The 23,844-nt window shown below is 63.3% G+C and carries 19 protein-coding genes and 1 tRNA gene; 10 read left to right on the top strand and 10 right to left on the bottom strand.

Annotation, left to right across the window (positions count from 1 at the left end; translation table 11 throughout):
• Positions 1 to 49 precede the first annotated feature (49 nt).
• The 3 genes from TM49_RS11670 to TM49_RS11660 all read right to left on the bottom strand — a co-directional run bounded on the left by TM49_RS11670 (position 50) and on the right by TM49_RS11660 (position 2,184).
• Entirely contained in the window at positions 50 to 631 is a 582-nt protein-coding gene (locus TM49_RS11670) for a site-specific integrase (RefSeq protein WP_045681440.1), read from the bottom strand.
• 19 nt (positions 632 to 650) lie between these two features.
• The gene (locus TM49_RS11665; RefSeq protein ID WP_144409542.1) at positions 651 to 1,985 is read right to left on the bottom strand and encodes a DUF6538 domain-containing protein; all 1,335 of its coding nucleotides are present in this window, start codon (positions 1,983 to 1,985) and stop codon (positions 651 to 653) included.
• A gap of 124 nt (positions 1,986 to 2,109) precedes the next feature.
• A tRNA-Gln gene (locus TM49_RS11660) sits at positions 2,110 to 2,184 on the bottom strand.
• Between the two features lie 154 nt (positions 2,185 to 2,338).
• On the opposite strand from TM49_RS11660, the gene TM49_RS11655 reads away from it, so the two are divergent.
• Positions 2,339 to 3,253 carry an MBL fold metallo-hydrolase gene (locus TM49_RS11655; protein ID WP_045681436.1) on the top strand — a complete coding sequence of 305 codons (915 nt, stop codon included), beginning with the start codon at positions 2,339 to 2,341 and terminating at the stop codon, positions 3,251 to 3,253.
• Positions 3,254 to 3,259: 6 nt separating this feature from the next.
• Here the strand turns inward: TM49_RS11655 and ppdK are convergent, their stop codons facing one another.
• Positions 3,260 to 5,935 carry a pyruvate, phosphate dikinase gene (ppdK, locus tag TM49_RS11650; RefSeq protein WP_045681434.1) on the bottom strand — a complete coding sequence of 892 codons (2,676 nt, stop codon included), beginning with the start codon at positions 5,933 to 5,935 and terminating at the stop codon, positions 3,260 to 3,262.
• A gap of 74 nt (positions 5,936 to 6,009) precedes the next feature.
• A complete protein-coding gene (locus tag TM49_RS23645) occupies positions 6,010 to 6,234 on the bottom strand; it encodes a hypothetical protein (RefSeq protein ID WP_158498626.1) in 225 nt (74 codons plus the stop codon).
• A 12-nt stretch (positions 6,235 to 6,246) separates the two neighbouring features.
• On the opposite strand from TM49_RS23645, the gene TM49_RS11645 reads away from it, so the two are divergent.
• Positions 6,247 to 7,119 (top strand): 5'-nucleotidase, lipoprotein e(P4) family, encoded by an 873-nt coding sequence (locus tag TM49_RS11645; protein WP_201777000.1) that lies wholly within the window; start codon positions 6,247 to 6,249, stop codon positions 7,117 to 7,119.
• Positions 7,120 to 7,154: 35 nt separating this feature from the next.
• On the opposite strand, the gene TM49_RS11640 is transcribed toward TM49_RS11645, so the two are convergent.
• Positions 7,155 to 8,042, bottom strand: coding sequence for a LysR family transcriptional regulator (locus TM49_RS11640; protein WP_052699817.1), 888 nt, complete (start codon positions 8,040 to 8,042; stop codon positions 7,155 to 7,157).
• Positions 8,043 to 8,138: 96 nt separating this feature from the next.
• Between TM49_RS11640 and TM49_RS11635 the strand changes: the two genes are divergently transcribed.
• Complete coding sequence (locus TM49_RS11635) at positions 8,139 to 8,390, top strand: YjiS-like domain-containing protein (RefSeq protein ID WP_244464709.1); 252 nt, start codon at positions 8,139 to 8,141, stop codon at positions 8,388 to 8,390.
• Positions 8,391 to 8,553: 163 nt separating this feature from the next.
• Here TM49_RS11635 and TM49_RS11630 read toward each other — a convergent pair whose 3' ends face one another.
• The 4 genes from TM49_RS11630 to iolG form a co-directional block, all read right to left on the bottom strand.
• Complete coding sequence (locus TM49_RS11630) at positions 8,554 to 12,015, bottom strand: chromosome segregation SMC family protein (protein WP_045681431.1); 3,462 nt, start codon at positions 12,013 to 12,015, stop codon at positions 8,554 to 8,556.
• 84 nt (positions 12,016 to 12,099) lie between these two features.
• The gene (locus TM49_RS11625; RefSeq protein WP_045681429.1) at positions 12,100 to 12,759 is read right to left on the bottom strand and encodes a DsbA family protein; all 660 of its coding nucleotides are present in this window, start codon (positions 12,757 to 12,759) and stop codon (positions 12,100 to 12,102) included.
• 160 nt (positions 12,760 to 12,919) lie between these two features.
• On the bottom strand, positions 12,920 to 14,050 hold the full coding sequence (locus TM49_RS11620; protein ID WP_045681427.1) for a Gfo/Idh/MocA family protein: 1,131 nt from the start codon (positions 14,048 to 14,050) through the stop codon (positions 12,920 to 12,922).
• A gap of 17 nt (positions 14,051 to 14,067) precedes the next feature.
• Positions 14,068 to 15,066 carry an inositol 2-dehydrogenase gene (gene iolG, locus TM49_RS11615; RefSeq protein ID WP_045681424.1) on the bottom strand — a complete coding sequence of 333 codons (999 nt, stop codon included), beginning with the start codon at positions 15,064 to 15,066 and terminating at the stop codon, positions 14,068 to 14,070.
• Positions 15,067 to 15,161: 95 nt separating this feature from the next.
• Here iolG and TM49_RS11610 point away from each other — a divergent pair, with 95 nt between their 5' ends.
• From TM49_RS11610 to iolE, 7 genes are all read left to right on the top strand, one after another.
• The gene (locus tag TM49_RS11610) at positions 15,162 to 15,998 is read left to right on the top strand and encodes a MurR/RpiR family transcriptional regulator (protein ID WP_052700029.1); all 837 of its coding nucleotides are present in this window, start codon (positions 15,162 to 15,164) and stop codon (positions 15,996 to 15,998) included.
• A gap of 114 nt (positions 15,999 to 16,112) precedes the next feature.
• Entirely contained in the window at positions 16,113 to 17,060 is a 948-nt protein-coding gene (locus TM49_RS11605; RefSeq protein WP_045681423.1) for a sugar ABC transporter substrate-binding protein, read from the top strand.
• A 181-nt stretch (positions 17,061 to 17,241) separates the two neighbouring features.
• Positions 17,242 to 18,324, top strand: a complete 1,083-nt coding sequence (locus tag TM49_RS11600; protein ID WP_425283290.1) for an ABC transporter permease — start codon at positions 17,242 to 17,244, stop codon at positions 18,322 to 18,324.
• A 1-nt stretch (position 18,325) separates the two neighbouring features.
• Positions 18,326 to 19,105 carry an ATP-binding cassette domain-containing protein gene (locus TM49_RS11595; RefSeq protein WP_045681421.1) on the top strand — a complete coding sequence of 260 codons (780 nt, stop codon included), beginning with the start codon at positions 18,326 to 18,328 and terminating at the stop codon, positions 19,103 to 19,105.
• Between the two features lie 3 nt (positions 19,106 to 19,108).
• Complete coding sequence (locus TM49_RS11590) at positions 19,109 to 21,037, top strand: bifunctional 5-dehydro-2-deoxygluconokinase/5-dehydro-2-deoxyphosphogluconate aldolase (protein WP_045681419.1); 1,929 nt, start codon at positions 19,109 to 19,111, stop codon at positions 21,035 to 21,037.
• The gene (iolD, locus tag TM49_RS11585; RefSeq protein WP_045681417.1) at positions 21,034 to 22,863 is read left to right on the top strand and encodes a 3D-(3,5/4)-trihydroxycyclohexane-1,2-dione acylhydrolase (decyclizing); all 1,830 of its coding nucleotides are present in this window, start codon (positions 21,034 to 21,036) and stop codon (positions 22,861 to 22,863) included. Before TM49_RS11590 ends, iolD begins: the two co-directional genes overlap by 4 nt.
• Positions 22,864 to 22,886: 23 nt before the next feature.
• Positions 22,887 to 23,780, top strand: a complete 894-nt coding sequence (gene iolE, locus TM49_RS11580) for a myo-inosose-2 dehydratase (protein WP_045681416.1) — start codon at positions 22,887 to 22,889, stop codon at positions 23,778 to 23,780.
• Positions 23,781 to 23,844: the final 64 nt, after the last annotated feature.

Here is a 23,844-nt window from a genome sequence, read left to right as displayed (position 1 = left end):
CGACGCTACGCCCGATCGGCTCACCGAAACATCGAAAGCCGTTTACCAATCACGATTGCGAACCAGCCTCGAACGTCTGACAAAACGGTTCCAGGGCAGCAATACGCGGCAAGAGATCGATGGTTGCACGAAGGTTGGCGATGCTGGTGCCGCTGCCATATCTGCTGGAGCCAATACTCTCACCGAGATGACCAAGGAGGTCGTTGCGATACTCACTTTTGACCGAGGTATTGTTGATCACATCGATGATATAATGCCGGAAAGAATGTAGGGATTTTTTATCTACATCGGAGATTTGGTCATTCATCGCGTTTGCGAAAGCCGGGTAGGCTTGGTCTCCGAAATTTCCTGTTGCTTTGCTCGGTTTCAGGTCAGGAAACAGATCGACCGTCGCGCCGCGACGGGCCATGCTTCTCACATACTTGATCAAGCCCAGGTCAAGAAGCTGCGCGTGAATCGGAACACGCCTCTCCGACTGGCGGTTCTTGAGGCGACGGTTTGCGTTAGGCTTGATATCGAAGCACCAGGTGCCGTCAACCTGAATGATTTCAGCAGCCTTAATACCCGCAATTTCTTCTCGCCTCGCGCCTGTCAATGCCGCTATCAATGGAACCCAGTATCGGCCGTCCATGATAACTTGAGAGCCGGGTTCACGACGTCGATGTTTGCCGGCGCAACCAGTCCACATGGGATGCTGAAAAATTTTCTGGACCTCTTCTGGTGTAAACGCGTTTTTCATCGCGCGCCTTGACCGTCTTTCGCGGCTTCAGGCCTTTCAGGTCGATTTTCGGATCAACGTCATGGCCCTCCGATCTCGCCTTCTGCAAAAGCATACCGAGAAACGTCAGGTTTCGGTTGAGCGTTGAGGCCGACATACCCTTCTTGTCATCAGGCAGATCTCGCGCTTCCTCGAGAATTTCAATCAATGGACGGTCCCTATCGCGCGGGCTCTTCCGATAGGTCGTGGGCAATTCGCCCAGCGTGTCCACGTAGCGAGCGAAATGATGCTGCCGCAGTTCCTGAATCTTCTGGACGCCGATGATTTCCCGAAAAACACCGAATACCTGATTGAACTGCCGCAGCGCCTTCTCGTCGGCTCCCTCGCGCTTCTTGATCGCTTTCAGACGGCAAATGACATCAGTGATATCGTCCGAATAGCTGCTCCCCTGGAAAACGAGCGGTTCGACCTGCTTGACGGATATGGCTTCGGGCTCGGGCGTTGCGCCACCGAGCGCGGCATCCTGTCCTTGCGGGGCAGCTGCCGTGCCGTCGGCAAAAATATTGCGGCGAGCGCTTTCCCGCGCTTCGATCACCCTGCTCGCGGCCGCAATGGCGTCGCCCAAGCGGTCATCATCCGGGTTCAGCGAAGCGGAAAGGGCAACTGATCTTCCTTCCATCTGTATCCGTCTGAGCTCCATGTAAACCAGAGACGATATTTCATTCTGACCAAGCACACGACCGGCTTCGCGCACGGTCTTGCCATGTCGCGCATCAGACCAGAAATCCCGCTTGTAGATATCCAGCAGATAACCGCCGCGTACGATCTCCTCCTCGGAAAAGCCACGCGCCGCCAGCGCCTTGTCTTTCGACGGATCAAATGCTGCGCTCTTTCCCTGCCGAGCCAGAAGGCGAAAACAATGCCCGGCCAATTCATCAAGAAGGCGGTTGTCCTCGTAGCCGCCTCCCGAGATATCGTCATGTTCCGCAAGGCGGCGATTGTCGATCGCATCAAGTTCTGATTTTACGACGTGCTCGAGCCATGCCCTTGCCTGCTCGGCGGTTAATCGTGAAGCTGCCATCAATTCGAACGCTCTCTCGCTTGTCGCATGCAGGGCTGCACCGATCACGCGAGCCTTGGCGGGGTCGTGTGTGTGCAGGCTTACCTGAATATAACTAGCTTTGGTTGTATTTCCAGAGCGAACGGGAACACGGCGGCGCCAGGTGTAAACGGCACCTCGGCGGAAAACATGGGCGATCATCGGCATGGGCTTCAACCTCATCTGAAGCAGCCTGATGCCGTTTGCGATACAGTCATGTGTGACACTGCGGTGTGAATTCGCAGGGAAACAGATAAAACTGCGTCTTATTTCAATGACTTGAAGATAGATTTGGCTGGGGTGGCTGGATTCGAACCAGCGCATACCGGTACCAAAAACCGGTGCCTTACCGCTTGGCTACACCCCATGATGCCGGATCGCGGATCGGAAGCCTCATAGCAAAGCCGAAGGGGAGCGACAATGTCTAATTGGAAGACATGTCAGGGTTTTTCGCGACCGGGCTCTTGCGCATCCACAAGCCCGCAGGCGATAAGGCGTCAACCTGATGACAGCGAGCGGATATGGCGGAGCCGGACTTCGACAGGGACTTCGACCCCTCTTACGGGACGCCGGTGAGGATCACCGACGGGCTATACCGGCTGACGGCCGAAAACCCCTCGCCCTTCACATTCGCGGGCACCAATGGCTATCTCCTCGGCGAACGGGATCTCGTCATCGTCGATCCGGGGCCGGATCTGCCCGGCCATCTCGACCATTGGCTCAAGGCCATCGACGGGCGGCGCGTCGCGGCTATCGCCATCACCCACACCCACCTCGACCACACGCCGCTGGCGCATCGGCTGAAGGCCGAGACAGGCGCGCCGATCGCCGGCTTCGGTCCGCACCAGCCCGCACGGCCGCTGCACGCGGGCGAAACCAATCCATTTGCCGAAAGCGGCGACATGGCGCTGACGCCCGATATCATACTCGCCGACGGTGACCGTCTGGCGGCGGGCGAGCGGGTGCTCGAAGCGGTGCACACGCCGGGACATACGGCCAACCACCTCGCCTTCGCGCTTGCCGGCACGCCCTATCTGCTTTCCGGCGACCATGTGATGGGCTGGTCGACCACCATCGTCTCGCCGCCGGATGGTTCGATGCGCGACTACATGGCTTCGCTCGAGAAGCTGCTGCAGCGGCCGGAGACGATCTACCTGCCAGGCCATGGCGGACCGGTGACCGGCGCCCACGGCTTCGTGCGCGGCATCCGTTCGCACCGGCGCATGCGCGAGCGGGCGATCCTCGCGCGCCTCGCCGCCGGCGACGAGACCATCGAGGCCATGGTGAAGGTCATCTACCGCACCACCAGCGAAACCCTGCACGGGGCCGCGGCCCTCTCCGTGCTCGCCCATATCGAGGATCTCGTCGAGCGCGGCAAGGTGGAGACCGACGGGCCAGCGCTGCTCAAGGGGCACTACCGGCTGCCGCGGACCTGATCGGTATCAGCTTTCCGTCGTGTGGCGGATGGTCGCCTGAGCGGCGGCCAGACGGGCGGTCGGCACGCGGAAGGGCGAGCAGGAAACGTAGTCGAGCCCCAGCCCCTCGCAGAAATTGATCGACACCGGGTCGCCGCCATGCTCCCCGCAGATGCCGATCGGAAGATCCGGCTTCGTCGTCCGCCCGCGCTCGGCGGCGAGCTTCAGGAGTTCGCCGACGCCATCGAAATCGAGCGAGATGAAGGGATCGCGCTCGATGATGCCCTTCTTCTGGTAATTGCCGAGAAAACCCGGCGCATCGTCGCGCGAGAGGCCGAAGGTCGTCTGCGTCAGGTCGTTGGTGCCAAGCGAGAAAAAGGCGGCCGTCTCGGCGATCTCGTGGGCGCGCAGTGCAGCGCGCGGCAGCTCGATCATGGAGCCGACGAGATAATCGAGTTCCATGCCGCTCTCGTCCATCACCGCGCGCGCCACCGCTTCGATGCGCGCTTTCACGTAATCGAGCTCGGCGCGCAGGCTGACAAGCGGCACCAGGATCTCCGGCACCACCGGTTCCCCCGTCATCCGCGCCGCGGCCACGGCCGCCTCGAAGATCGCACGGGCCTGCATCTCGGCGATTTCCGGATAGGAGATCGCCAGCCGACAGCCGCGATGGCCAAGCATCGGGTTGAATTCATAGAGCGCGTCCAGCCGGTGGCGAAGCGCGTCGGTATCCATCCCAAGTCCCTGGGCCACGTCCTCGACCTCGCCCGCCGTCTTCGGCAGGAATTCGTGCAGCGGCGGGTCGAGCAGACGGATCGTCACCGGCAGGCCGTGCATGATGGCGAACAATTCCTCGAAGTCGGCGCGCTGCATCGGCAGCAGCTGGTCCAAAGCCTCGCGACGGCCCTCTTCGGTTTCGGCAAGGATCATCCGGCGCATGGTGTGGATGCGGCCGCCATCGAAGAACATGTGCTCGGTGCGGCAAAGCCCGATTCCCTCCGCGCCGAAATCGCGGGCGGCGCGCGCGTCACCGGGGGTATCGGCATTGGTGCGCACCCTCATGCGGCGGACATCGTCGGCCCAGCCCATCAGACGCTGGAAATCCTCGGAAAGCGCCGGCTTCTGGGTCGGTGCGGCGCCCTTGAGGATGCGGCCGGTCGAACCATCGATGGTGATGCGATCGCCGGGATGCATCATCGCACCGCCGATGCCATGGAGAATATTGGCAAACCGGTCGACGCGCATGTTGCCGGCACCCGTCACGCAAGGGACCCCCATGCCACGAGCGACGACAGCGGCGTGGCTGGTCATGCCGCCGCGCGTGGTCAGCACGCCAACGGCAGCCGTCATGCCGTGGATATCCTCCGGGCTCGTTTCGGTGCGCACCAGAATGACCTTGCGGCCCTCGGCATGGGCGCTGATCGCCTCCTCGGCCGAAAACACGATCTCGCCGGTCACCGCACCCGGGGACGCCGGCAGGCCGGAGCCGATCTGCGTGCCTTTGTAGTCGGGCGAAATCGTCGGATGCAGCATCTGGTCGAGGGTTGCGGGATCGACGCGGATGATGGCCTCGGAGCGGCTGATCAGCCCCTCATCGGCCATGTCCATCGCGATCTTCATCGCCGCCCCCGCCGAGCGCTTGCCTGCGCGGGTCTGCAGCATGAAAAGCCGGCCGCGCTCGATGGTAAACTCCATGTCCTGCACGTCGCCATAATGGCGCTCCAGCCGGGCGGAGACCTTGACCAGCGCATCGAAGGCTTCGGGCATCAGTTTTTCCAGCGACGGCCGGTCGCTGCCGGAAGCAATGCGCCCGGCTTCAGTCACGCTCTGCGGCGTGCGGATGCCGGCCACCACATCCTCGCCCTGGGCATTGACCAGGAACTCGCCGTAGAGCGCTTTCTCTCCCGTCGACGGATTGCGGGTAAAGGCGACGCCGGTGGCGGAATCATTGCCGAGATTGCCGAACACCATGGCCTGGATATTGACCGCGGTGCCCCATTCGAAGGGGATTGCGTGCAGCGCCCGGAAGGTGGTCGCACGCGCGCTGGTCCAGCTTGAAAAGACCGCCGAGATCGCGCCCCAGAGCTGTTCGTACGGGTCCTGCGGAAAGCTCTCGCCGAGCTCCTCCTCGAGGAAATCCTTGTAGTGCGTAACGATATCCTTGAGCTCGGCGGCGGAAAGGCGGGTATCCTGATGATGGCCGAGCTCGGAAAGCCGCTCTTCCAGCAGTTCCTCGAACAGTTCCGCGTCAAGCCCCAGCACGACATCGGCATACATCTGGATGAAGCGGCGATAGCTGTCATAGGCGAAACGCTCGTCGCCGGTATCTTCCGCCAGCGCCCGCACGGTCTCGTCGTTGAGCCCGAGATTCAGCACCGTGTCCATCATGCCGGGCATCGAGACACGCGAGCCGGAACGCACCGAGAGCAGGAGTGGCTTTTTGCGCTCGCCGAAATGCCGGCCGGTCGCCGCCTCCACCTGTCGCAGCCCCGCCTCGACCGCCTCCTTCAACCCCTCCGGAAAGCGCTTGTCGTTGTCGTAGAAATAGCGGCAGACATCGGCGATGATGGTGATGCCCGGCGGCACGGGGAGCCCCATGCGGGCCATCTCGGCGAGGCTCGCGCCCTTGCCGCCCAGCCGGTCCCGATCGATGTCGTGGCCCTCCGTCGCGTCAAATCCGAAGCCATATACCCAGTTCGTCATCGTCCCGTCCGGTTCCCGCAAACCCGGCAAATCACCTGAGGTTTGTGTATCGCTTTCGCTGTCTTTTCCGGACGTTATTGCATTGGCGGGAAAATGAGAATTGGTTTGACGCGAATTTTTGCCGCATCCCACACTTCGGCCTTCAGCTCAGCGCGGATGCTCCCAATACGGAAGGACTTGGGTGACATGTCAGAGGCGGCGCCATTGCGCTGTTGACGTGTCACAACCGTTGTCACAAAATTGCAATATTCCGCCAACAGCCGGAGCAAAGCCGCACGCACAGCGCCGGTATTCCGCATGAAGGAGCCCGCATGCCCTCGCCCATTGTCCGCCTCTCCACAATGTCCGCCCTGACCCTGTCGTTGACCGCAGCCTGCCTTGCCGGCCCGGCCATGGCCCAGGACGCCACCGTTCCTCAGAACGACCTGCTGAATGCAACGCTCTGGATGGAAACCTCGGTCGAATACAAGGCGACCGTTTCCCAGCTCTTCACGCTTGCGAAGCTGCAACTCGATGCGGCGCTTGCCGACGCGGACTGGACGGCGGTTTCCGACAAGCAGCCGGAAGGCTATGCCGACCTTCCGGTCGCGATCATCACCGACCTCGACGAGACCATGCTCGACAACGGCAATTACGAAGCTTCTCTGGTCACGCGCGGCACCGATTACAGCTCGAAGGAATGGACCGACTACGTCAACAGCGAGACCTCGACGGCGGTTCCCGGTGCGCTCGATTTCCTGAACTATGCCGACAGCAAGGGCGTCAAGATCTTCTACGTCTCCAACCGCAAGGCAATCGAGAAGGACGGCACGGTCAGCAATCTTGAAGCCCTCGGTTTCCCGATGGGCGGCAATGTCGATACCGTGCTTTTGCGCGGTGACAAGGAAGAATGGACCTCGGCCAAGGAAAGCCGCATCGACTATGTCGCCAAGGACTATCGCGTGCTGCTGCTGATGGGCGACAACCTCGGCGACTTCACCGACAAGGCCGATGGTTCGATTGCCGATCGCGACGCGGTCTTCGACGAGACCGCCGATCACTGGGGTCATGACTGGATCATGTTCCCCAACCCGGAATACGGCTCATGGGAATCGGCGGCCTTCGGCGGCGATTACGGCAAGTCGACCGACCAGCGCCGCCAGGACAAGATCGACGCGCTCGATCCCTGGACGCCCGCACAGTAAGAACAAGGCGCCCGCCCCTTGTCGGCGGGCGCTCTTTACGCCTCGAGCCGCGCATTGTCCTTCAGCCAGTCGAGAAGCGTCAGCGCATCCGGATTGGGTGCGCGGTCCCTAGGCCAGGTCGGCCTAACGATGAAGCCATCTTCGAAGGTGACGAAGCCGGCCGGCGCAATCAACTCGCCGCTTTCCAGCATGCTGCGGACGAGAAAGGATGGCGCCATTACCGCGCCCATGCCGGTCCGTGCCGCCTGAAAGCCGAGATAGGTGTGGTCGAACACCAGCTCCTTTTGCGTCTTCACTGCAATGCCCGAAAGCTGCGACCAGGTCTGCCACATGGTCTCCGTCCGCCGCCGGTCGATCCGTGTTGCGAAGGAAAGCGTCCCCGCCTCCAGACGATGCGGATAATCCGGCGCAAGCACGGGGCCCATCGCGATATCCCCGAGCGATACGGCGCCATCAAGCATTTCGGGGCTCAAGAGTCGGTTGTAGGAAAAGCTGAGATCGGAAACGCCTTCATAATCGCGGCTGCCACCGGGGCCGACGAGCTGCAGCGCGATCTCGATATCGGAGAAGGCCGTACTGAACCGCGACAGCACCGGTATCAGCCAGGTCCGGGCGAAGGTGGCACTTGCGAGCAGCTTTACGGGTTGCCTGCAGCAGGAGGCGACGAGCGTGTCATAGCCGCCGCGAATGTCGTCGAGCGCCGCCGCCACCGTCCTGGCGAAGGCACGACCGTGATCCGTCAGCATAAGGCCGGAACCATGCTTTTCAAAAAGATCGACACCCGAATGCTCGTGCAGCTGCTTCAACTGCTTCGACACCGCGCCATGGGTGCGGCCCAGCATGCGCGCCGCATCGGTCACCGAGCCGGTGCGATAGACGGCCTCGAAGGCGAGCAGACTGGAGAGCGGCGGAAGATTGGCCATGCGTTGTGAATTTCTCTCACAAATTGGGTGACGATTACTCAATTTTCTTGTTGCCCCGGAGAGCCTATATCAATGGGCATAGAGAGGAAAGAAGAAATGGATTATCAAGCCGCACGCAAAGTTGAGAAAATCGCACGAACGGAGTTCCTGAACAGGATGGAGGCGCGTCGTGACCAGACCGCGACCGGCCTCGCCCTGATGAAACTCTGGGCCCATCGCTATATCGAACGCCGCAGGATGCGCCGCGATCTGCCGGACCTGACACCGGAAATGCTGCAGGATTTCGGCCTGACCCGCACCGAAGCCGAAAAGCTCGCCCGCACCCCGTTCTGGCGCCCCTTGCCCTGAGCCAAGGCGATCGGTTTATGAAACCGGGGGCGCTGTCCCGAATGGGAACCGAAACCCGATCCACTTCGGACTGTCCCCTTTCCCACACGAACTCTCCCTCTGAGAGAGTGTGTGACTAGAGCCCCCTGCCCGGCAAGACACCTGCTATCGGTTCTTTCGACGCTCAGACCTGCTCGACCAGCTGTTCCGCGGTCTGCAGATCGACGGAGACCAGCTGGGAAACGCCCTGTTCGGCCATGGTCACGCCGAAAAGACGATCCATCCGCGCCATAGTGATGGGATTGTGGGTGATGATCAGGAAGCGGGTTTCGGTGGTCGCCGCCATCTCTTCCAGAAGATTGCAGTAGCGTTCGACGTTGTGATCATCGAGCGGCGCATCGACCTCGTCGAGTACGCAGATCGGCGCCGGGTTGGTCAGGAAGACAGCGAAGATCAGCGCCATCGCGGTCAGCGCCTGCTCGCCGCCGGAAAGCAGCGTCATCGTCTGCGGCTTCTTGCCCGGCGGGCGGGCGAGGATCTCGAGACCGGCTTCGAGCGGATCCTCGGATTCGACGAGCTGCAGCTCGGCCATGCCACCGCCGAAGAGATGGACGAAGAGCCGCTGGAACTGCTCGTTCACTGCATCGAAGGCGGCCAGCAGCCGCTCCCGCCCCTCGCGGTTCAGGCTCTGGATCGCACCGCGCAGCTTGCGGATGGCATCGATAATGTCGTCGCGTTCGCGGACGATGAGTTCGAGCTGGCCGGAAAGCTCAGCCTGCTCCTCCTCGGCGCGCAGGTTGACGGCACCAAGCCGTTCACGCTCGATCTTCAGCCGCTCCAGCGCCCGTTCCACCGATATGGGCTCCGGCAGATCGGCGTCGGGCGCAAGACCGGTCAGCCGGAAGGCCTCGTGCGGAGCCACTTCCAGCACCTCGCGGATGCGCGTCTCGGAAGACTCGCGGCGCTCGCGCGCGGATACCAACCGCTCTTCGGCGCGCCCGCGTTTTTCGCGCACCTCGGCAAGACTGGCAAGCGCCTCGGCAGCAACCTTGTCGGCGGCGCGCTGGGCGTTCTCCGCTTCGGCAAGCCGGTCGGTCGCGGCCTTGCGGGCCTCTTCGGCCTTTTCGATCTCACGCGCCATCTGCCGGCGTTTTTCGTCGAGCGCCTCGGGCGCCTCTTCCAGCGTCTCCAGCTCGTCACGTGCTTCCAGTTCACGCGTCCTCAATGTCTCGATCTGGGCGGCGGCGCTTTTGGCGCGGTTTTCCCAACTCGCCCGTTCCTGACCGATGGCCGTGATCCGGCGGCGGCGTGAATCGTTCTCGCGCATCAGGCCATCATGGCGAGCGCGGGCCTCGGCCAATTCACCCCGATAGCGCGCGACTTCCGCCTCCTGCGTATCGAGCTGCTGCTCCAGCAGAGAAAAATCAGGGGCCTCGGCGCGCTGTGCTTCCGCTTCCTCGGTGCGCACGGCGATATCCTCCAGCTGAGCCACGAGCTGGCTGCGCGCTTCCGTGACCACGTCGCGGCGACGCACGAGTTCGCCGGAAGCGCGCTCTGCCTCAGCCAGTGCCGTGCGCGCTTCGGCCACCTTGCGCCCTGCCATACGCACACCTTCGCGCGCGGCCGAAAGTGCCATCTCGGCATCGCGGACCGCTACGCCTGCCTGCTCCTGCACAAGCCGGGCATCTTCCAGCGCCACCTCTGCCTCGCGGCGTTCGTTTTCCAGTGTCGCAAGCCGGTTCTTCTGGGAGAGCCGGAGCGCCGCGGCACTTGGCGCATCCGCTCCCTTCACCAGTCCGTCCCAGCGATAGACGGCGCCTGCCTTCGTCACCAGTTCCTGCCCGGGCTTCAGCGAAGCCATGGCCGCTTCCGCAGTTTCGCCTGCGACAAGCCCGACCTGACGCAAACGCCGCATCACCTCAGCCGGTGCCTCGACGATCTCCGCCAGCGGCGGGATGCCATCCGGCAGCGACGGGTCGCCTGTGCCATCGCCATTGCCATGCCAGTGGGCGGGAGCGGAAGGGTCAAGCGGGGTTTCGAGATCGTCACCGAGCACGGCGCCGAGGGCCGTCTCGTATCCCTGTTCGATGCTCAGAAGATCGGCGAGCGGGGTGAAATCGCCGGCAGCGGCACTGGCCGCCAGCATGCGTTCGATCGTGCGCGCCTCGGTCTCGATTTCCGACAGCTTGGCTTTCGCCGCCTCCACCGGCTGGCGCGTCATCGCTTCGTCGCGACGCGCCGCGTCCACGGCGGCCTCCGCCTGTTCCTGCGCGCCGATTGCCTCTTCCTCGGCCATGCTTGCCGCCTCCAGCGCCTCCTGCCGTTCGGCAGGATCGGGAAGGGCTGCCATGCGCGACGCAAGATCGGCAAGCTCTGCATCGGCCTCCGATACCTGATGCGAAAGCCGAACACTGCGTGAAGCCAGATCCTCGATGGCGCGGTCAAGTTGGACCCTGAGGGCCGCGGCTTCGGCACGTTCAGACGTCAGCGCGGCAAACACCCGCTCGCTCTCGCCAAGCCGCGCGGCGGCCTCTTCACGTCGCGCTTCAGCTTCAGCCAGTTCCTCGCCGGAAAAGCCGATGAGCTCGGAAAGCTCTGCTTCCTCGGCGGCAAGGCGCTCGAGAATGGCGCTGTTGTCAGCCACCATCGCCTCTTCGCGGCGGATGTCCTCGGCAAGCTGCAACAGCCGCCGGGAAAGCTCGTCGCGGCGGCGCAGCAGCCGTTCGGCATCATCCTCAAGCTGGCGGCGGGCGATCTGCAGGCGCTGCAGCAGGGCGGCGGCGGCGACCTCCTCATCGCGCAGCTCGGGCATCTTCAGCCCGGCGATCGCCTGCGCCTTGGCCGCCTCCATCTGCTGGTTGGCGCGACCGGCGACCTCGGAGGTCAACTGGTTGAGAACACTCTCCGCCTCGCCCTCCGCCGCCTTGGCATCAACCCAGCGCAAATGCAGCAGGATCGCGTCATGGGCGCGGATTTCGGCGGAAAGCGACTTGAAGCGGATCGCCTGCCGGGTCTGGCGCTTCAGGCTCTCGATCTGCGTCGAAAGCTGCGCGGTGACGTCTTCCAGCCGCTCCAGATTGGTTTCGGCACCGCGCAGCCGGAGTTCGGCCTCGTGCCGGCGCGAATAGAGCCCGGAAATGCCGGCGGCCTCTTCGAGAAGCTGGCGACGGGCCTGCGGCTTTGCCTGGATCAGCTCGCCGATCCGCCCCTGCCCGACCATCGAGGGCGAGCGTGCGCCGGTCGAGGCATCGGCGAACAGGAGCTGCACGTCCTTGGCGCGCGCCTCCTTGCCGTTGATGCGGTAGAGCGAGCCCTGCTCGCGCATGATCCTGCGCGACACTTGGATTTCATCGCTGTCGTTGAAGGCGGCAGGCGCCGTGCGGTCGGAATTGTCGATCGCGAGGCCGACTTCGGCGGAATTGCGCGCCGGTCGGTTACCCGAGCCGGAGAAGATCACGTCATCCATGCCGGAGGCGCGCATGTTCTTGTAGGAATTCTCGCCCATCACCCATCGAAGTGCCTCGACGAGATTGGACTTGCCGCAGCCATTCGGGCCGACGACACCCGTCAGCCCCGGCGCGATGACGAACTCGCTCGCATCGACGAAGGATTTGAAACCGACAAGACGCAGCCCGGTGAACTTCATGAGCCGGCGCCCGGGAGGGGAGAACCCGTCACAAAAAAGCGCGCGCCAAGGAAGGCGCGCGCCACAGCATCAGCGGTGATGCACTCAAAGCATGCTGTTGATGAGGGCCGACATGATGTCAACCGACATTTCCCCCGAATACTTCTTTCCGTTGATCAGGAAGGTCGGCGTGGCATTCACCCCGAAATCGTCCGTCGCCCGTTCCCTGACCGCATTTATCTCATCGAGCAGTTTCTGGTCCGTCAAGCAAGCCTGGAAGCTTTCCTGTGTAAAACCGGCCAGTTTCGCCATCTGAAGCATTGCGGCGCTGCCATCCTCGGCCGTTGCCCAAGTGCGCTGCTGCTGGAGCATCATGTCGACAAACGGAACATAGTTGTCGCCCGGGGCGCAGCGGGCCAGCATAACGGCGGCCATGGCGCGCGGATCGAACGGGAACTCGCGGAAGATGTAATAGACCTTGCCGGTGTCGATGAAGTTTTCCTTGATCGCCGGGAAAGTGTCTTCCTGGAAACGGGCGCAATGCGGGCAGGTAAGCGACAAATATTCGATGATCTTGACCGGCGCGTTTTCGTCGCCAAGTGCGATCTCGGGAAGCGGCCCCGGCTTCAGCGCCTCTTCCATGTCGATATTGCCCTGGCTCTTGGGCAGCTCCTGCGCATGCGCGGGAACGAAGGAAAGCGTGGCAGCGCCCGCTCCGCCAATGGCAAGGCCGCGCAGGAGGGTGCGTTTGGTGATATCAGGCATGTCGCGTCTCTCGTTTGGTTCTTCCGTTGGGCATTTCAGTAGCCTTGCCAGCCGGCCCGCACAAGCACCGGGCTCAGCTTTCAAGCAAATGTGACCTTGTAGCGCACCCCATCTAAACCCGGAATGAACACATGTCATGACGATGCGCAAATGGAGGCAATCAGGCCGCCTCCGGGCGAACGCGCGCCCCGCTTTCCGCAGCCTGGGCAATGGCGTGGATGACGGCTTCGTAGTGGAAGGCATCGGCAAAGGACGGGAAAGTCAGCGTCCCGTCCGCGATCGCCTTCAGGAACGACCGCACCTCGATCACCTTCAGGTCGTTGAAACCGAGCTGATGACCGGGCGCCGGCACGAATTCGCCATAAGGCGGATGCGCCGGTCCGGTCAGAATGGTCGTGAACCCCTGCGTCGCGCCCGTTCCGTCATTGCGATAAAGCCGGAGCTCGTTCATGCGCTCCTGTTCGTAGGTGATCATGCCTTTGGTGCCATGAATTTCGAGCCCGATCCGGCTCTTGCGACCCCAGGCGCTGCGCGAGCAGGAAAACAGGCCGTTGACGCCACTTTCGAACGTCAGCAGCGCGGAGGCGACATCCTCGTTTTCGACCGGCCGGCGTTCGTCGCTGTCGGCGAGCTTGCGGGTCTCATGCACGGTCTGCATTTCGGCGATGACGCTCGCGACCGGGCCCAGCAGCAAGACGGCGAGGCTGACGAGATGGCAGCCGAGATCGCCAAGCGCGCCAAGACCGGCATCCGCACGGCGTGCGCGCCAGGTCCAGGGCAGGTCCGGATCGGCCTGGTAGTCCTCGTCAACCAGCCCGCGGAAATGGATCGGCCGGCCGATGGCACCTTCCTCTATCAGCTTTCGCGCATGGGCAATCGCCGGATTATGGAGGTAGTTGTAGCCGACCATAGTGCGGCCGGGCGCGCGTGCTGCGGCTTCGGCCATCTCCCGCGCGTCTTGGAGCGTCAGCGCCATCGGCTTTTCAAGATGCACGTGCTTGCCGGCGGCAAGGGCCGCCAGCGCCATCTCCTTGTGCATGCCGTTCGGCGTGGTGATGGAAACGATATCGACGGCGGGATCGTCGATCACCGCCCGCCAGTCAGATGTCGCACGCTGAAAGCCGAACTGCGTCGCGAAGCGTCCGGCCTTCTCTTCCGGCGTATCGCATAGAATCTCCATTCGTGGTGCGGCGACATCGCCGAACACCGCCGTTGCCGAACGATAGGCCAATGCGTGGCACTTGCCCATGAAGCCCGTGCCGATCAGGCCATAGCCGAGTGACTGCGTCATGCTTTCCCCCACGATCTTCAGATTTCCGAGATCGCGACACGGCGACCTTCGCGGACCGATTTCAGCGCTGCCTCGGCGATCACCAGCGCCTTCAGCCCGTCATCACCACCGGGCGACGCCGGAACGCCATCCTGAAGCGCTGCGGCAAAGGCCGCTATTTCGGCGGCATAAGCTTCGACATAGCGGGTCATGAAGAAGTCGTAGAGCGGCGGGCGCTGGAAGCCTTTTGCATTGGCGATCTCGATGGAGACCGGCCGCTGGTTTTCGGCGGCAACGGAGCCGAGCGAACCCAAAACCTCGATGCGCTGATCATAGCCGAAGGTGGCGCGGCGCGAATTCGAGATAGAGCACTGCCGGCCGGATGCCGTGGTCAGGATGATCGAGGCGCTATCATAATCCCCCGCCTTGCCGATCTCGGGATCGACAAGGCTCGAAGCACTCGCCATCACGCTGTCGATCTCCTCGCCAAGCAGGAAGCGGGCCATGTCGAAATCGTGGATGGTCATGTCGCGGAAGATGCCGCCGGAAGCCATGACATAGGCCGGCGGCGGCGGAGCGGGATCGCGCGAGACGATCTGCACCATCTCGACATCGCCGATCGCGCCATCGTCGATCGCCTTGCGCACGGCGCGGAAATGCGGATCGAAACGGCGGTTGAAGCCAAGCATCAGCGTGCCGTTTTCAGCCCGCACGACATCGAGGCAGGCGCGCACGCGCTCAACCGAAAGGTCGATCGGCTTTTCGCAGAACACCGCTTTCTTCGCCTTCACAAAACGCTCGATAAGGTCGGCATGCGTGGGTGTCGGCGTGCAGATAATTACGGCAGCGATCGAATCATCCGCCTCGATCTGATCGATGCTCAGCGCCGGTGCGCCATATGCTGCGGAAATGGCCTCTGCCGCTTCGGGCATGGCGTCGGCGACGGCGGCAAGCGCCACGCCGGGCGTGGCCGCAATTGCGCGTGCATGGACCTTGCCGATACGGCCCGCGCCGAGAAGCGCGATCTGAATTGTCATGGGTACTCCTCCGGAAATCGATTGCTTGCCACGATAGAATAAAAATTCTAAAACCGTCAATATTGGAATATGCGCTAAAGGATACCGAAACGAAAATGCCGCAGAACGCCGCGCCCGAAACGATCGACGACTTCTTCGAGCGCCTCGGCGCACGCCTTCCGGACCTGCCGAAACGGCTGAAGCAGTGCGGCGATTTCATTGCGGCCAATCCGGACCGGGTGGCAGTGTCGACGGTAGCGGAGCTCTCCGCCGATGCCGGCGTGCAGCCGTCCGCCTTCATGCGCTTCTGTCAGGAACTCGGCTTTTCCGGATTCTCGGAGATGCAGAAGCTGTTCCGCACCGACTATTCGCGCAAATGGCCGGATTACGGCACCCGCATCCAGACGCTGAAGGACCATGGCAGCGGCTCGCCGGCCGCCCTTCTTGCCGAATTCGTCGATGTCGGTCGGACTTCGCTCGAAAACCTGCTGACTTCGGTGGACGCCGCCTCGCTCGAGGAGGCCGTCAAGACGCTGGCCGGGGCACGCACCATCCATCTCGCCGGCTTCCGCCGTGCCTTTCCGGTGACCTCCTACCTCGCCTACGCCTTCGAGAAGATGGACATTCCGGCCGTCCTCCACAGCGGCCTTGCCGATGTCAGCCTCACCCACACCATCGGCCCGGAAGACGCCGTCATCGCCGTCACCTTCGCGCCCTACAGCGAAAAGACGATCACGCTTGCCGATGTCGGCGCCGCCCAGGGCGCGAAGCTGGTCGCCATCACCGACTTTATCACAAGCCCGCTGACGCGGCTCGGCGCCATCCCGCTTTATGTGGCCGAACTCGATGTCGGTGCCTTCCGTGCACTGTCGGCCAGCCTTTCACTCGCCATCGCGCTGGCAGTCGCGGTCGGCTCGGCACGTGAAAGCCTCAAAATGGAAAAAAAATATTGAAATGAGAAATTTTGGAATATAAATTCCTTTGGAGCGGTCGGCGGGGAGGCTGGCCGTATTGGGAGAGGGCTCTCGCATCTGAGGAGCTGCGACAGCCCTGAACGGGAGGACCACATGAAGAAATATCTTTTGGCATTCGCGGCGACAGCCATGGCATTTGGCGCCATGCTGCCCGCAGCCGCCCAGGCGGAAGGCGAACGTTTCGTACTGATTTCCCACGCACCGGACAGCGACAGCTGGTGGAACACCATCAAGAACGCCATCAAGGTGGCGGGCGAGCAGATGGATGTGGAAGTCGAATATCGCAACCCGCCGACCGGCGACCTCGCCGACATGGCCCGCATCGTCCAGCAGGCGACCGCCTCGAACCCGGACGGCATCATCGTCACCATCGCCGATTTCGACGTGCTCTCCGGCCCGGTTTCGGACGCCGTCGCCAAGGGCATTCCGGTGATCACCATCAATTCGGGCACGGAAGAACAGTCGAAGAAGCTCGGCGCGATGATGCATGTCGGCCAGCCGGAATATACCGCCGGCAAGCTGGCGGGCGAGCGCGCCAAGAAGGAGTCCGGCGCGACAAGCTTCGTCTGCGTCAATCACTACATCACCAACCCGGCCTCGGTGGAACGCTGCCAGGGCTTTGCCGATGGTCTCGGCGTCGAACTCGGCGACCAGATGATCGACAGCGGCATGGACCCGTCGGAAGTCAAGTCGAAGGTGCAGGCCTATCTGAACGCCCACCCGGATACCGGCGCGATCCTGACGCTCGGCCCGAACTCGGCCGAGCCGACGCTCGCAGCACTCGACGAGATGGGCAAGTCCGGTCAGATCTATTTCGGCACCTTCGATCTTTCGACCGCGATCGCCGATGCGATCAAGGCCGGGACGATCAACTTCGCCATCGACCAGCAGCCCTATCTGCAGGGCTATCTGCCGGTGGTGCTGCTGACCAACTACGCCCGCTATGGGGTGATGCCTTCCAACTCGATCAATTCGGGTCCGGGCTTCACCACCAAGGACAATATCGAACTGGTCGAGAAATACGCCGGCCAGTACCGCTGACAACCGGAAACGCCGCGTCTTCGACGGCGCGGCGTTTCTTCCGACAACACGCACCGGATGACCTGAGCGCGCCCCATATGGCTGCGCCGGTGTCCCTGCGCCCGCCACAAACCACGGGTGAGACCACATGTCCCAAGCCCAGACTCACAAACCGATAGAACAGCTCATCGAGGAAGAGCGCATGCGCCCCGTGCCGGCATGGCGCAAGGCGCTGGTGCGCCCGGAAACCGGCAGCATCTGCGGCACCATCCTCGTCTTCGTCTTCTTCGCCATGATCGCCGGTAATAGCGGCATGTTCTCCGCCGAAGGTTTCATCAATTGGGGAACGGTCTCGGCCCAGTTCGCGATCATCGCCGTCGGCGCCTGCCTCCTGATGATCGCAGGCGAATTCGATCTGTCGATCGGCTCGATGATCGGTTTTTCCGGCATCATCATCGCGCTGTTGACGGTGCAGCTTGGCGTTCCGACCTGGATCGCGATCATTGCGGCCTTCGCGCTCGCCGTCGCCATCGGCGGGCTCAACGGCTATCTGGTGATCCGCACCGGCCTGCCCTCTTTCATCGTCACGCTCGCCTTCCTGTTCATTCTCAGGGGACTGACGATCTACATCGCCATCGCCACCACCTCGAAGACCATCATCGGCGGCGTCAAGGAAGCCTCCGAGGGTGACTGGCTGGCCGCGCTCTTCGGCGGCCATGTGCTGACCGGACTGTTCTCGTGGCTTGCGGACAAGGGCCTCATCGGCCAGTTCGTCGCCGGCCCCCGCGCCGGCCAGCCGGTGGTCGAAGGGATCCCGATGCTGATGGTCTGGGCGCTGGCGCTGATCATCGTCGGCCACTTCATTCTGGTGCGCACCAAGTTCGGCAACTGGATCTTTGCCGCCGGCGGGGATGCGCAGGCGGCGCGCTATGTCGGCGTGCCGGTGAACCGGGTGAAGATCCTGATGTTCATGCTGACAGCCTTCTGCGCCACCGTTTTCGCCACCTGCCAGGTGATGGAATTCGGCTCGGCGGCGGCCGACCGCGGCCTTTTGAAGGAGTTCGAGGCGATCATTTCGGTGGTCATCGGCGGCGCCCTTCTGACTGGCGGCTACGGCTCCGTGATCGGCGCCGCTCTTGGCGCCCTGATCTTCGGCGTGGTCCAGCAGGGCCTGTTCTTTGCCGGCGTCGAGAGTTCGCTGTTTCGGGTCTTCCTCGGCGTCATCCTGCTCCTGGCGGTGATCCTCAACACCTATATCCGCCGCCGCATCACGGGGGAGCGATGAGATGAGTACGCCCCTGATCGAACTCGTCGATATCGAGAAACACTTCGGCCCCGTCATTGCCCTTGCCGGCGTCTCGCTGTCGGTCATGGCCGGCGAATGCCACTGCCTGCTCGGCGACAACGGCGCGGGCAAGTCGACCTTCATCAAGACCATGTCCGGGGTCCACAAGCCGAGTTACGGCCGCATCCTCGTCGATGGCGAGGAGAAGGTGTTCAACGACCCGCGAGACGCCATGGCGGCGGGCATCGCCACCGTCTATCAGGATCTGGCGATGATCCCGCTGATGTCGGTGACCCGCAATTTCTGGATGGGCCGCGAGCCGGAGAAGCGCTTCGGCCCGATCAAGGTCTTCGACCACAAGCGGGCCGGCGCCATCACCGTGGAGGAAATGGCGAAGATGGGCATCATGCTGCGCTCGGCCGACCAGGCCGTCGGCACGCTTTCGGGCGGGGAGCGGCAGACGGTAGCGATCGCCCGCGCGGTCTATTTCGGCGCCCGCGTGCTGATCCTCGACGAGCCAACCTCCGCGCTCGGCGTCCGCCAGACAGCTAACGTGCTGTCGACCATCGACCGGGTCCGCAAGGCCGGCGTCGGCGTCATCTTCATCACCCACAATGTCCGCCACGCGCTCGCCGTCGGCGATCGTTTTACCGTCATCAACCACGGCCACACGCTCGGCACGGCAAAGCGCGGCGAGATCGGTGCTGAGGAACTGCAGGACATGATGGCCGGCGGCCGTGACATGGCTGAACTCGAATCCTCACTCGGAGGGACTGTATAGACAATGGAAATGCTGGACTGCCTCACCATCGGCCGCTCGTCGGTCGACCTTTACGGCGCGCAGGTTGGTGGGAGACTGGAAGACATGCGCTCCTTCGAAAAATATATCGGCGGCTCGCCGACCAACATGGCCGCGGGCGCCGCCCGTCTCGGACTGAAATCCGGCGTCATCACCCGCGTTGGTGACGAGCATATGGGCCGCTTCATCCGCGAGCAGCTGACCCGCGAAGGCGTCGACGTGGCAGGCGTTGCCACCGACCCGGAGCGACTGACGGCGCTTGTTATCCTCGGCATCCGCGACGAGGAGCAGTTCCCGCTGATCTTCTATCGCGAGAACTGCGCCGACATGGCGCTGAGCGAAGATGATATCGATCCGGCGCTCATCGCCCGCAGCCGCTCGGTGGTCGCCACAGGCACGCATCTCAGCAATCCCAAGACTGAGGCTGCGGTGCTCAAGGCCCTGGAGCTTGCGCGCGAAAACGGCGCCCGCACCGCGCTCGACATCGACTACCGCCCGAACCTCTGGGGGCTTTCCGGCCATGGCGACGGCGAGAACCGGTTCATCGCCTCCGACAAGGTGACCGCCAAGCTGCAATCGACGCTTTCCCTGTTCGACCTGATCGTCGGCACCGAGGAGGAATTCCACATCGCCGGCGGCACGACGGACACGCTGCAGGCGCTGAGGAACGTCCGCGCCATATCCGCTGCCACGCTGGTACTGAAGCGCGGCGCGCTCGGCGCCAGCGCCTATGAGGGTGATATCCCCGCAAGCCTCGATGACGGCATTGCCGGCCGCAGCTTCCGGATCGAGGTGTTCAACGTGCTCGGCGCGGGCGATGGCTTCATGGCCGGCCTGCTGAAGGGCTGGATGACCGATGCCGGCTGGGAAAAGACGCTGACCTACGCGAACGCCTGCGGCGCTTTCGCCGTCTCCCGCCATGGCTGCACCCCGGCCTATCCGAGCCTTACCGAGCTGGAATATTTCCTGAAGAACGGTTCCTCGACGCCGGCGCTGCGCAAGGATGCGGCATTGGAACAAATCCACTGGTCGACCAACCGCGATGGCGACTGGCCGGAAATGCGCGTCTTCGCCTTCGACCACCGCATTCAACTCGAGGAGATGGCCGAGGCGGAGGGTGTTGATGCCGAGCGTATCGGCGCGTTCAAATCGCTCTGCCTGAAGGCGGCGCTCACCGTCGCGGACGGTAGACCGGGCTATGGCATCCTCTGCGACAACCGGCTCGGCAAGCACGCCCTGCATCAGGCCGCTGGCACCGGGCTCTGGATCGGCCGGCCGACCGAATGGCCGGGTTCGCGCCCGCTGACGCTGGAACCCGAACTCGGCCCCGATTTCGGCGGGCTTTCGGAATGGCCGGCGGAGCATGTCGTCAAGGTGCTCTGCTTCTATCACCCGGATGACGACGAAGCTCTGAAGGCCGAGCAGGAGGAAACGCTTTCCCGTCTGTTTGCCGCCGCCCGCCGCAACAGGCTGGAGTTCCTGCTGGAAATCATCCCCTCCAAGGCCGGCCCGACGGATGACAACACCGCCGCCCGTGTGGTCGAGCGGATCTACGAGATCGGCATCCATCCCGACTGGTGGAAGCTCGAGCCGCTGAAGACAGCAGAGGCATGGGCCAATGTCACGGCGGCAATCGAGCAGCACGATCCGCACACCCGCGGCATCGTCATTCTCGGCCTCGACGCGCCGGAAGACGAACTTGCCGCGAGCTTCCGCGAGGCCGCCGGCTTCCCGCTGGTCAAGGGCTTTGCGGTCGGCCGCACGATCTTTGGCGAGGCCGCGCGCCAGTGGCTTGCCGGCGGCATCTCCGACGATGAGGCTGTCGCGATGATGCGCGACAATTACAGCCGCCTCTGCGGCATCTGGAATGAAGCCCGCGAGGGCGCCCCCAAGCTGAAAGAAGCATACCGATGAGCACGATCCGTCTTACCGCAGCGCAGGCGCTGGTGCGCTATCTCGCCGCCCAGAAAAACGAGGAGGGCGAACAGCTCATCCCCGGTTGCTGGGCGATCTTTGGTCACGGCAATGTCGCCGGCATCGGCGAGGCGCTGGCGGGTGCCGGCGATGCGCTGCCGACATGGCGCGGCCATAACGAACAGACCATGGCGCATGCAGCGATCGCGTTTGCCAAGGCCAAGGGCCGGCGTCAGTTCATGGCGGTCACCACGTCCATCGGCCCCGGCGCCACCAACATGGTGACGGCTGCGGCACTCGCCCACGTCAACCGCCTGCCGGTGCTGCTGATCCCCGGCGATGTCTTCGCCAACCGCGCGCCCGATCCGGTGCTGCAGCAGGTCGAGGATTTCGACGACGGCACCGTCTCGGCCAATGACTGCTTCCGCCCCGTCAGCCGCTATTTCGACCGCATCACTCGCCCGGAACAGCTTCTCTCCGCCCTGCCCCGCGCCATCGCCACGCTGACCGATCCGGAACGCTGCGGGCCAGCAACGCTTGCCTTCTGCCAGGATGTGCAGGCGGAAGCCTATGACTATCCCGAGAGCTTCTTCGCGCCGAAGACGTGGCGCCGTCGCCGGCCGCAGCCGGATCAGGTGCAGTTCGAGGAGGCCGTGGCCGCGATCAAGGCGGCACGGCGGCCGGTGATCATCGCCGGCGGCGGCGTACATTATTCCGGCGCCTGCGAGACACTGAAGGCCTTTGCCGAAGCGCATGACATCCCCGTCACCGAAACGCAGGCCGGCAAGTCGGCGCTTGCCCACGACCACCCGCTGAACCTCGGCTCCATCGGCGTCACCGGCACCTCCGCTTCGAATGCCGTTGCCGAGGATGCCGACCTCGTCATCGGCGTTGGCACCCGCTTTCAGGATTTCACCACCGGCTCCTGGGCGCTGTTCAAGAACCCCGCCCGGAAAATCCTCGCGATCAACACCAGCAGCTACGACGCGGTGAAGCACAATGCGCTGTCGCTGGTCGCCGATGCCAGGATCGCGCTTGAGCGGCTTTCCGATGCCCTCGGCGACACCCGCTTCACCCCGCCCTCCCCGTCGCTCAAGGAGGACTGGATGGCCGCCGCCAATGCCGCGACGGCCGATCCCGGCGGCAATGCGCTGCCGACCGACGCGCAGGTGATCGGCGCCGTTCAGCGCCAGTCGACGAAGGACAGCGTCGTCGTCTGCGCCGCAGGCGGGCTTCCGGGCGAGCTCCACAAGCTCTGGCTCGCCTCGCGGCCCGGCGGTTACCACATGGAATACGGCTATTCCTGCATGGGCTACGAAATCGCCGCCGGCCTCGGCGTCAAGATGGCGGAGCCGGAGCGCGACGTGATCGTGATGATCGGCGACGGCTCCTATATGATGGCGAACTCCGAGCTTGCGACCTCCGTCATGCTCGGCCTGAAGATCACCGTCGTGCTGCTCGACAATCGCGGCTTCGGCTGTATCAACCGGCTGCAGATGGCAACCGGCGGCAAGAGCTTCAACAACCTGCTCGACACCGCCCGCCACCAGGTCGCCTCCGATATCGATTTCGCCGCCCATGCGGCCGCCCTTGGCGCGACCTCGGAAAAGGTCGACAGCATCTCAGCGCTTGAGGAAGCGCTCGCGCGGGCGAAGAACAGCGAAAAAAGCCACGCCATCGTCATCGATACCGACCCCCTGCCTTCCACCGAGGCCGGTGGCCACTGGTGGGATGTCGCGGTGCCCGAAGTCTCGACGCGGGCCGAGGTGAATGCCGCCCGCAAGGCCTACGAGGAAGACCGCCGCAGACAGCGGACGGCAGACTGAACCCCTTATCCGGAAACATAGCCATGGTACTTTTTGGAACCAACCCCATCGCCTGGTCGAACGACGACGACCGCACGCTCGGCGCCGACATCCCGCTCGAAACCTGCCTTTCCGAAACGGCAAAAATCGGTTTCGACGGCATAGAGAAGGGCCACAAATTCCCGACCGAGCCGGACGCCCTTAAAGCGACGCTCGCACCCTATGGGCTGCGATTCGTCTCCGGCTGGCACTCGCTCAATCTCCTCACGCAGTCCGTCGAGGATGAGAAAAAGGCGATCCGCCCGCATCTTGACCTGCTGAAGGCGCTCGGATGCGATGTCTGCATCGTCTGCGAAACCTCCAACGCCATTCACGGTGATGATGACGCGGCCCTTGCCGACCGGCCGCTGATGGCCGATGCCGACTGGCCGGCCTTCGGAGAAAAGCTCGAGGCAATCGCCGCCTATTGCGCTAAGGACGGCATCCGCCTCGCCTATCACCACCATATGGGCACCATCGTGCAGAGCGGCGCGGACATTGACCACCTGATGGCGGTCGCCGGGCCAAACACATGGCTGCTGCTCGACACCGGCCACGCCACCTTCGGCGGTGCGGACGCCACACTGATCGCCCGGCGCTACATGGATCGCGTCGCCCACATCCACGCCAAGAATGTGCGTGGCGACATTAGGCATCAGGTCGAGACCGAGCGGCTGAGCTTCCTCGAGGGCGTGCGCCGCGGCGTCTTCACCGTGCCGGGCGATCCGGAAGGCATGGTCGATTTTCCGCCGGTCTTGAAATGCGCCGCCGAACACGGCTATTCCGGTTGGGTCGTTATCGAGGCGGAGCAGGACCCTGCGGTGCGCAATCCCTTCACCTATCAGTCCATGGGGCTGAAGGCGCTGAAGGCGATGGCTGCGGAGGCCGGTCTCAGATAGAGCATCGCCGCTTTTTGCGGCAATGCGCTATCTATTCGTTTTGCCGCATTTTCGCGGACGTCAG

Source organism: Martelella endophytica (genome assembly GCF_000960975.1).
Taxonomy (GTDB): Bacteria; Pseudomonadota; Alphaproteobacteria; order Rhizobiales; family Rhizobiaceae; genus Martelella; species Martelella endophytica.
This window is presented reverse-complemented; position numbering and strand designations above follow the sequence as displayed.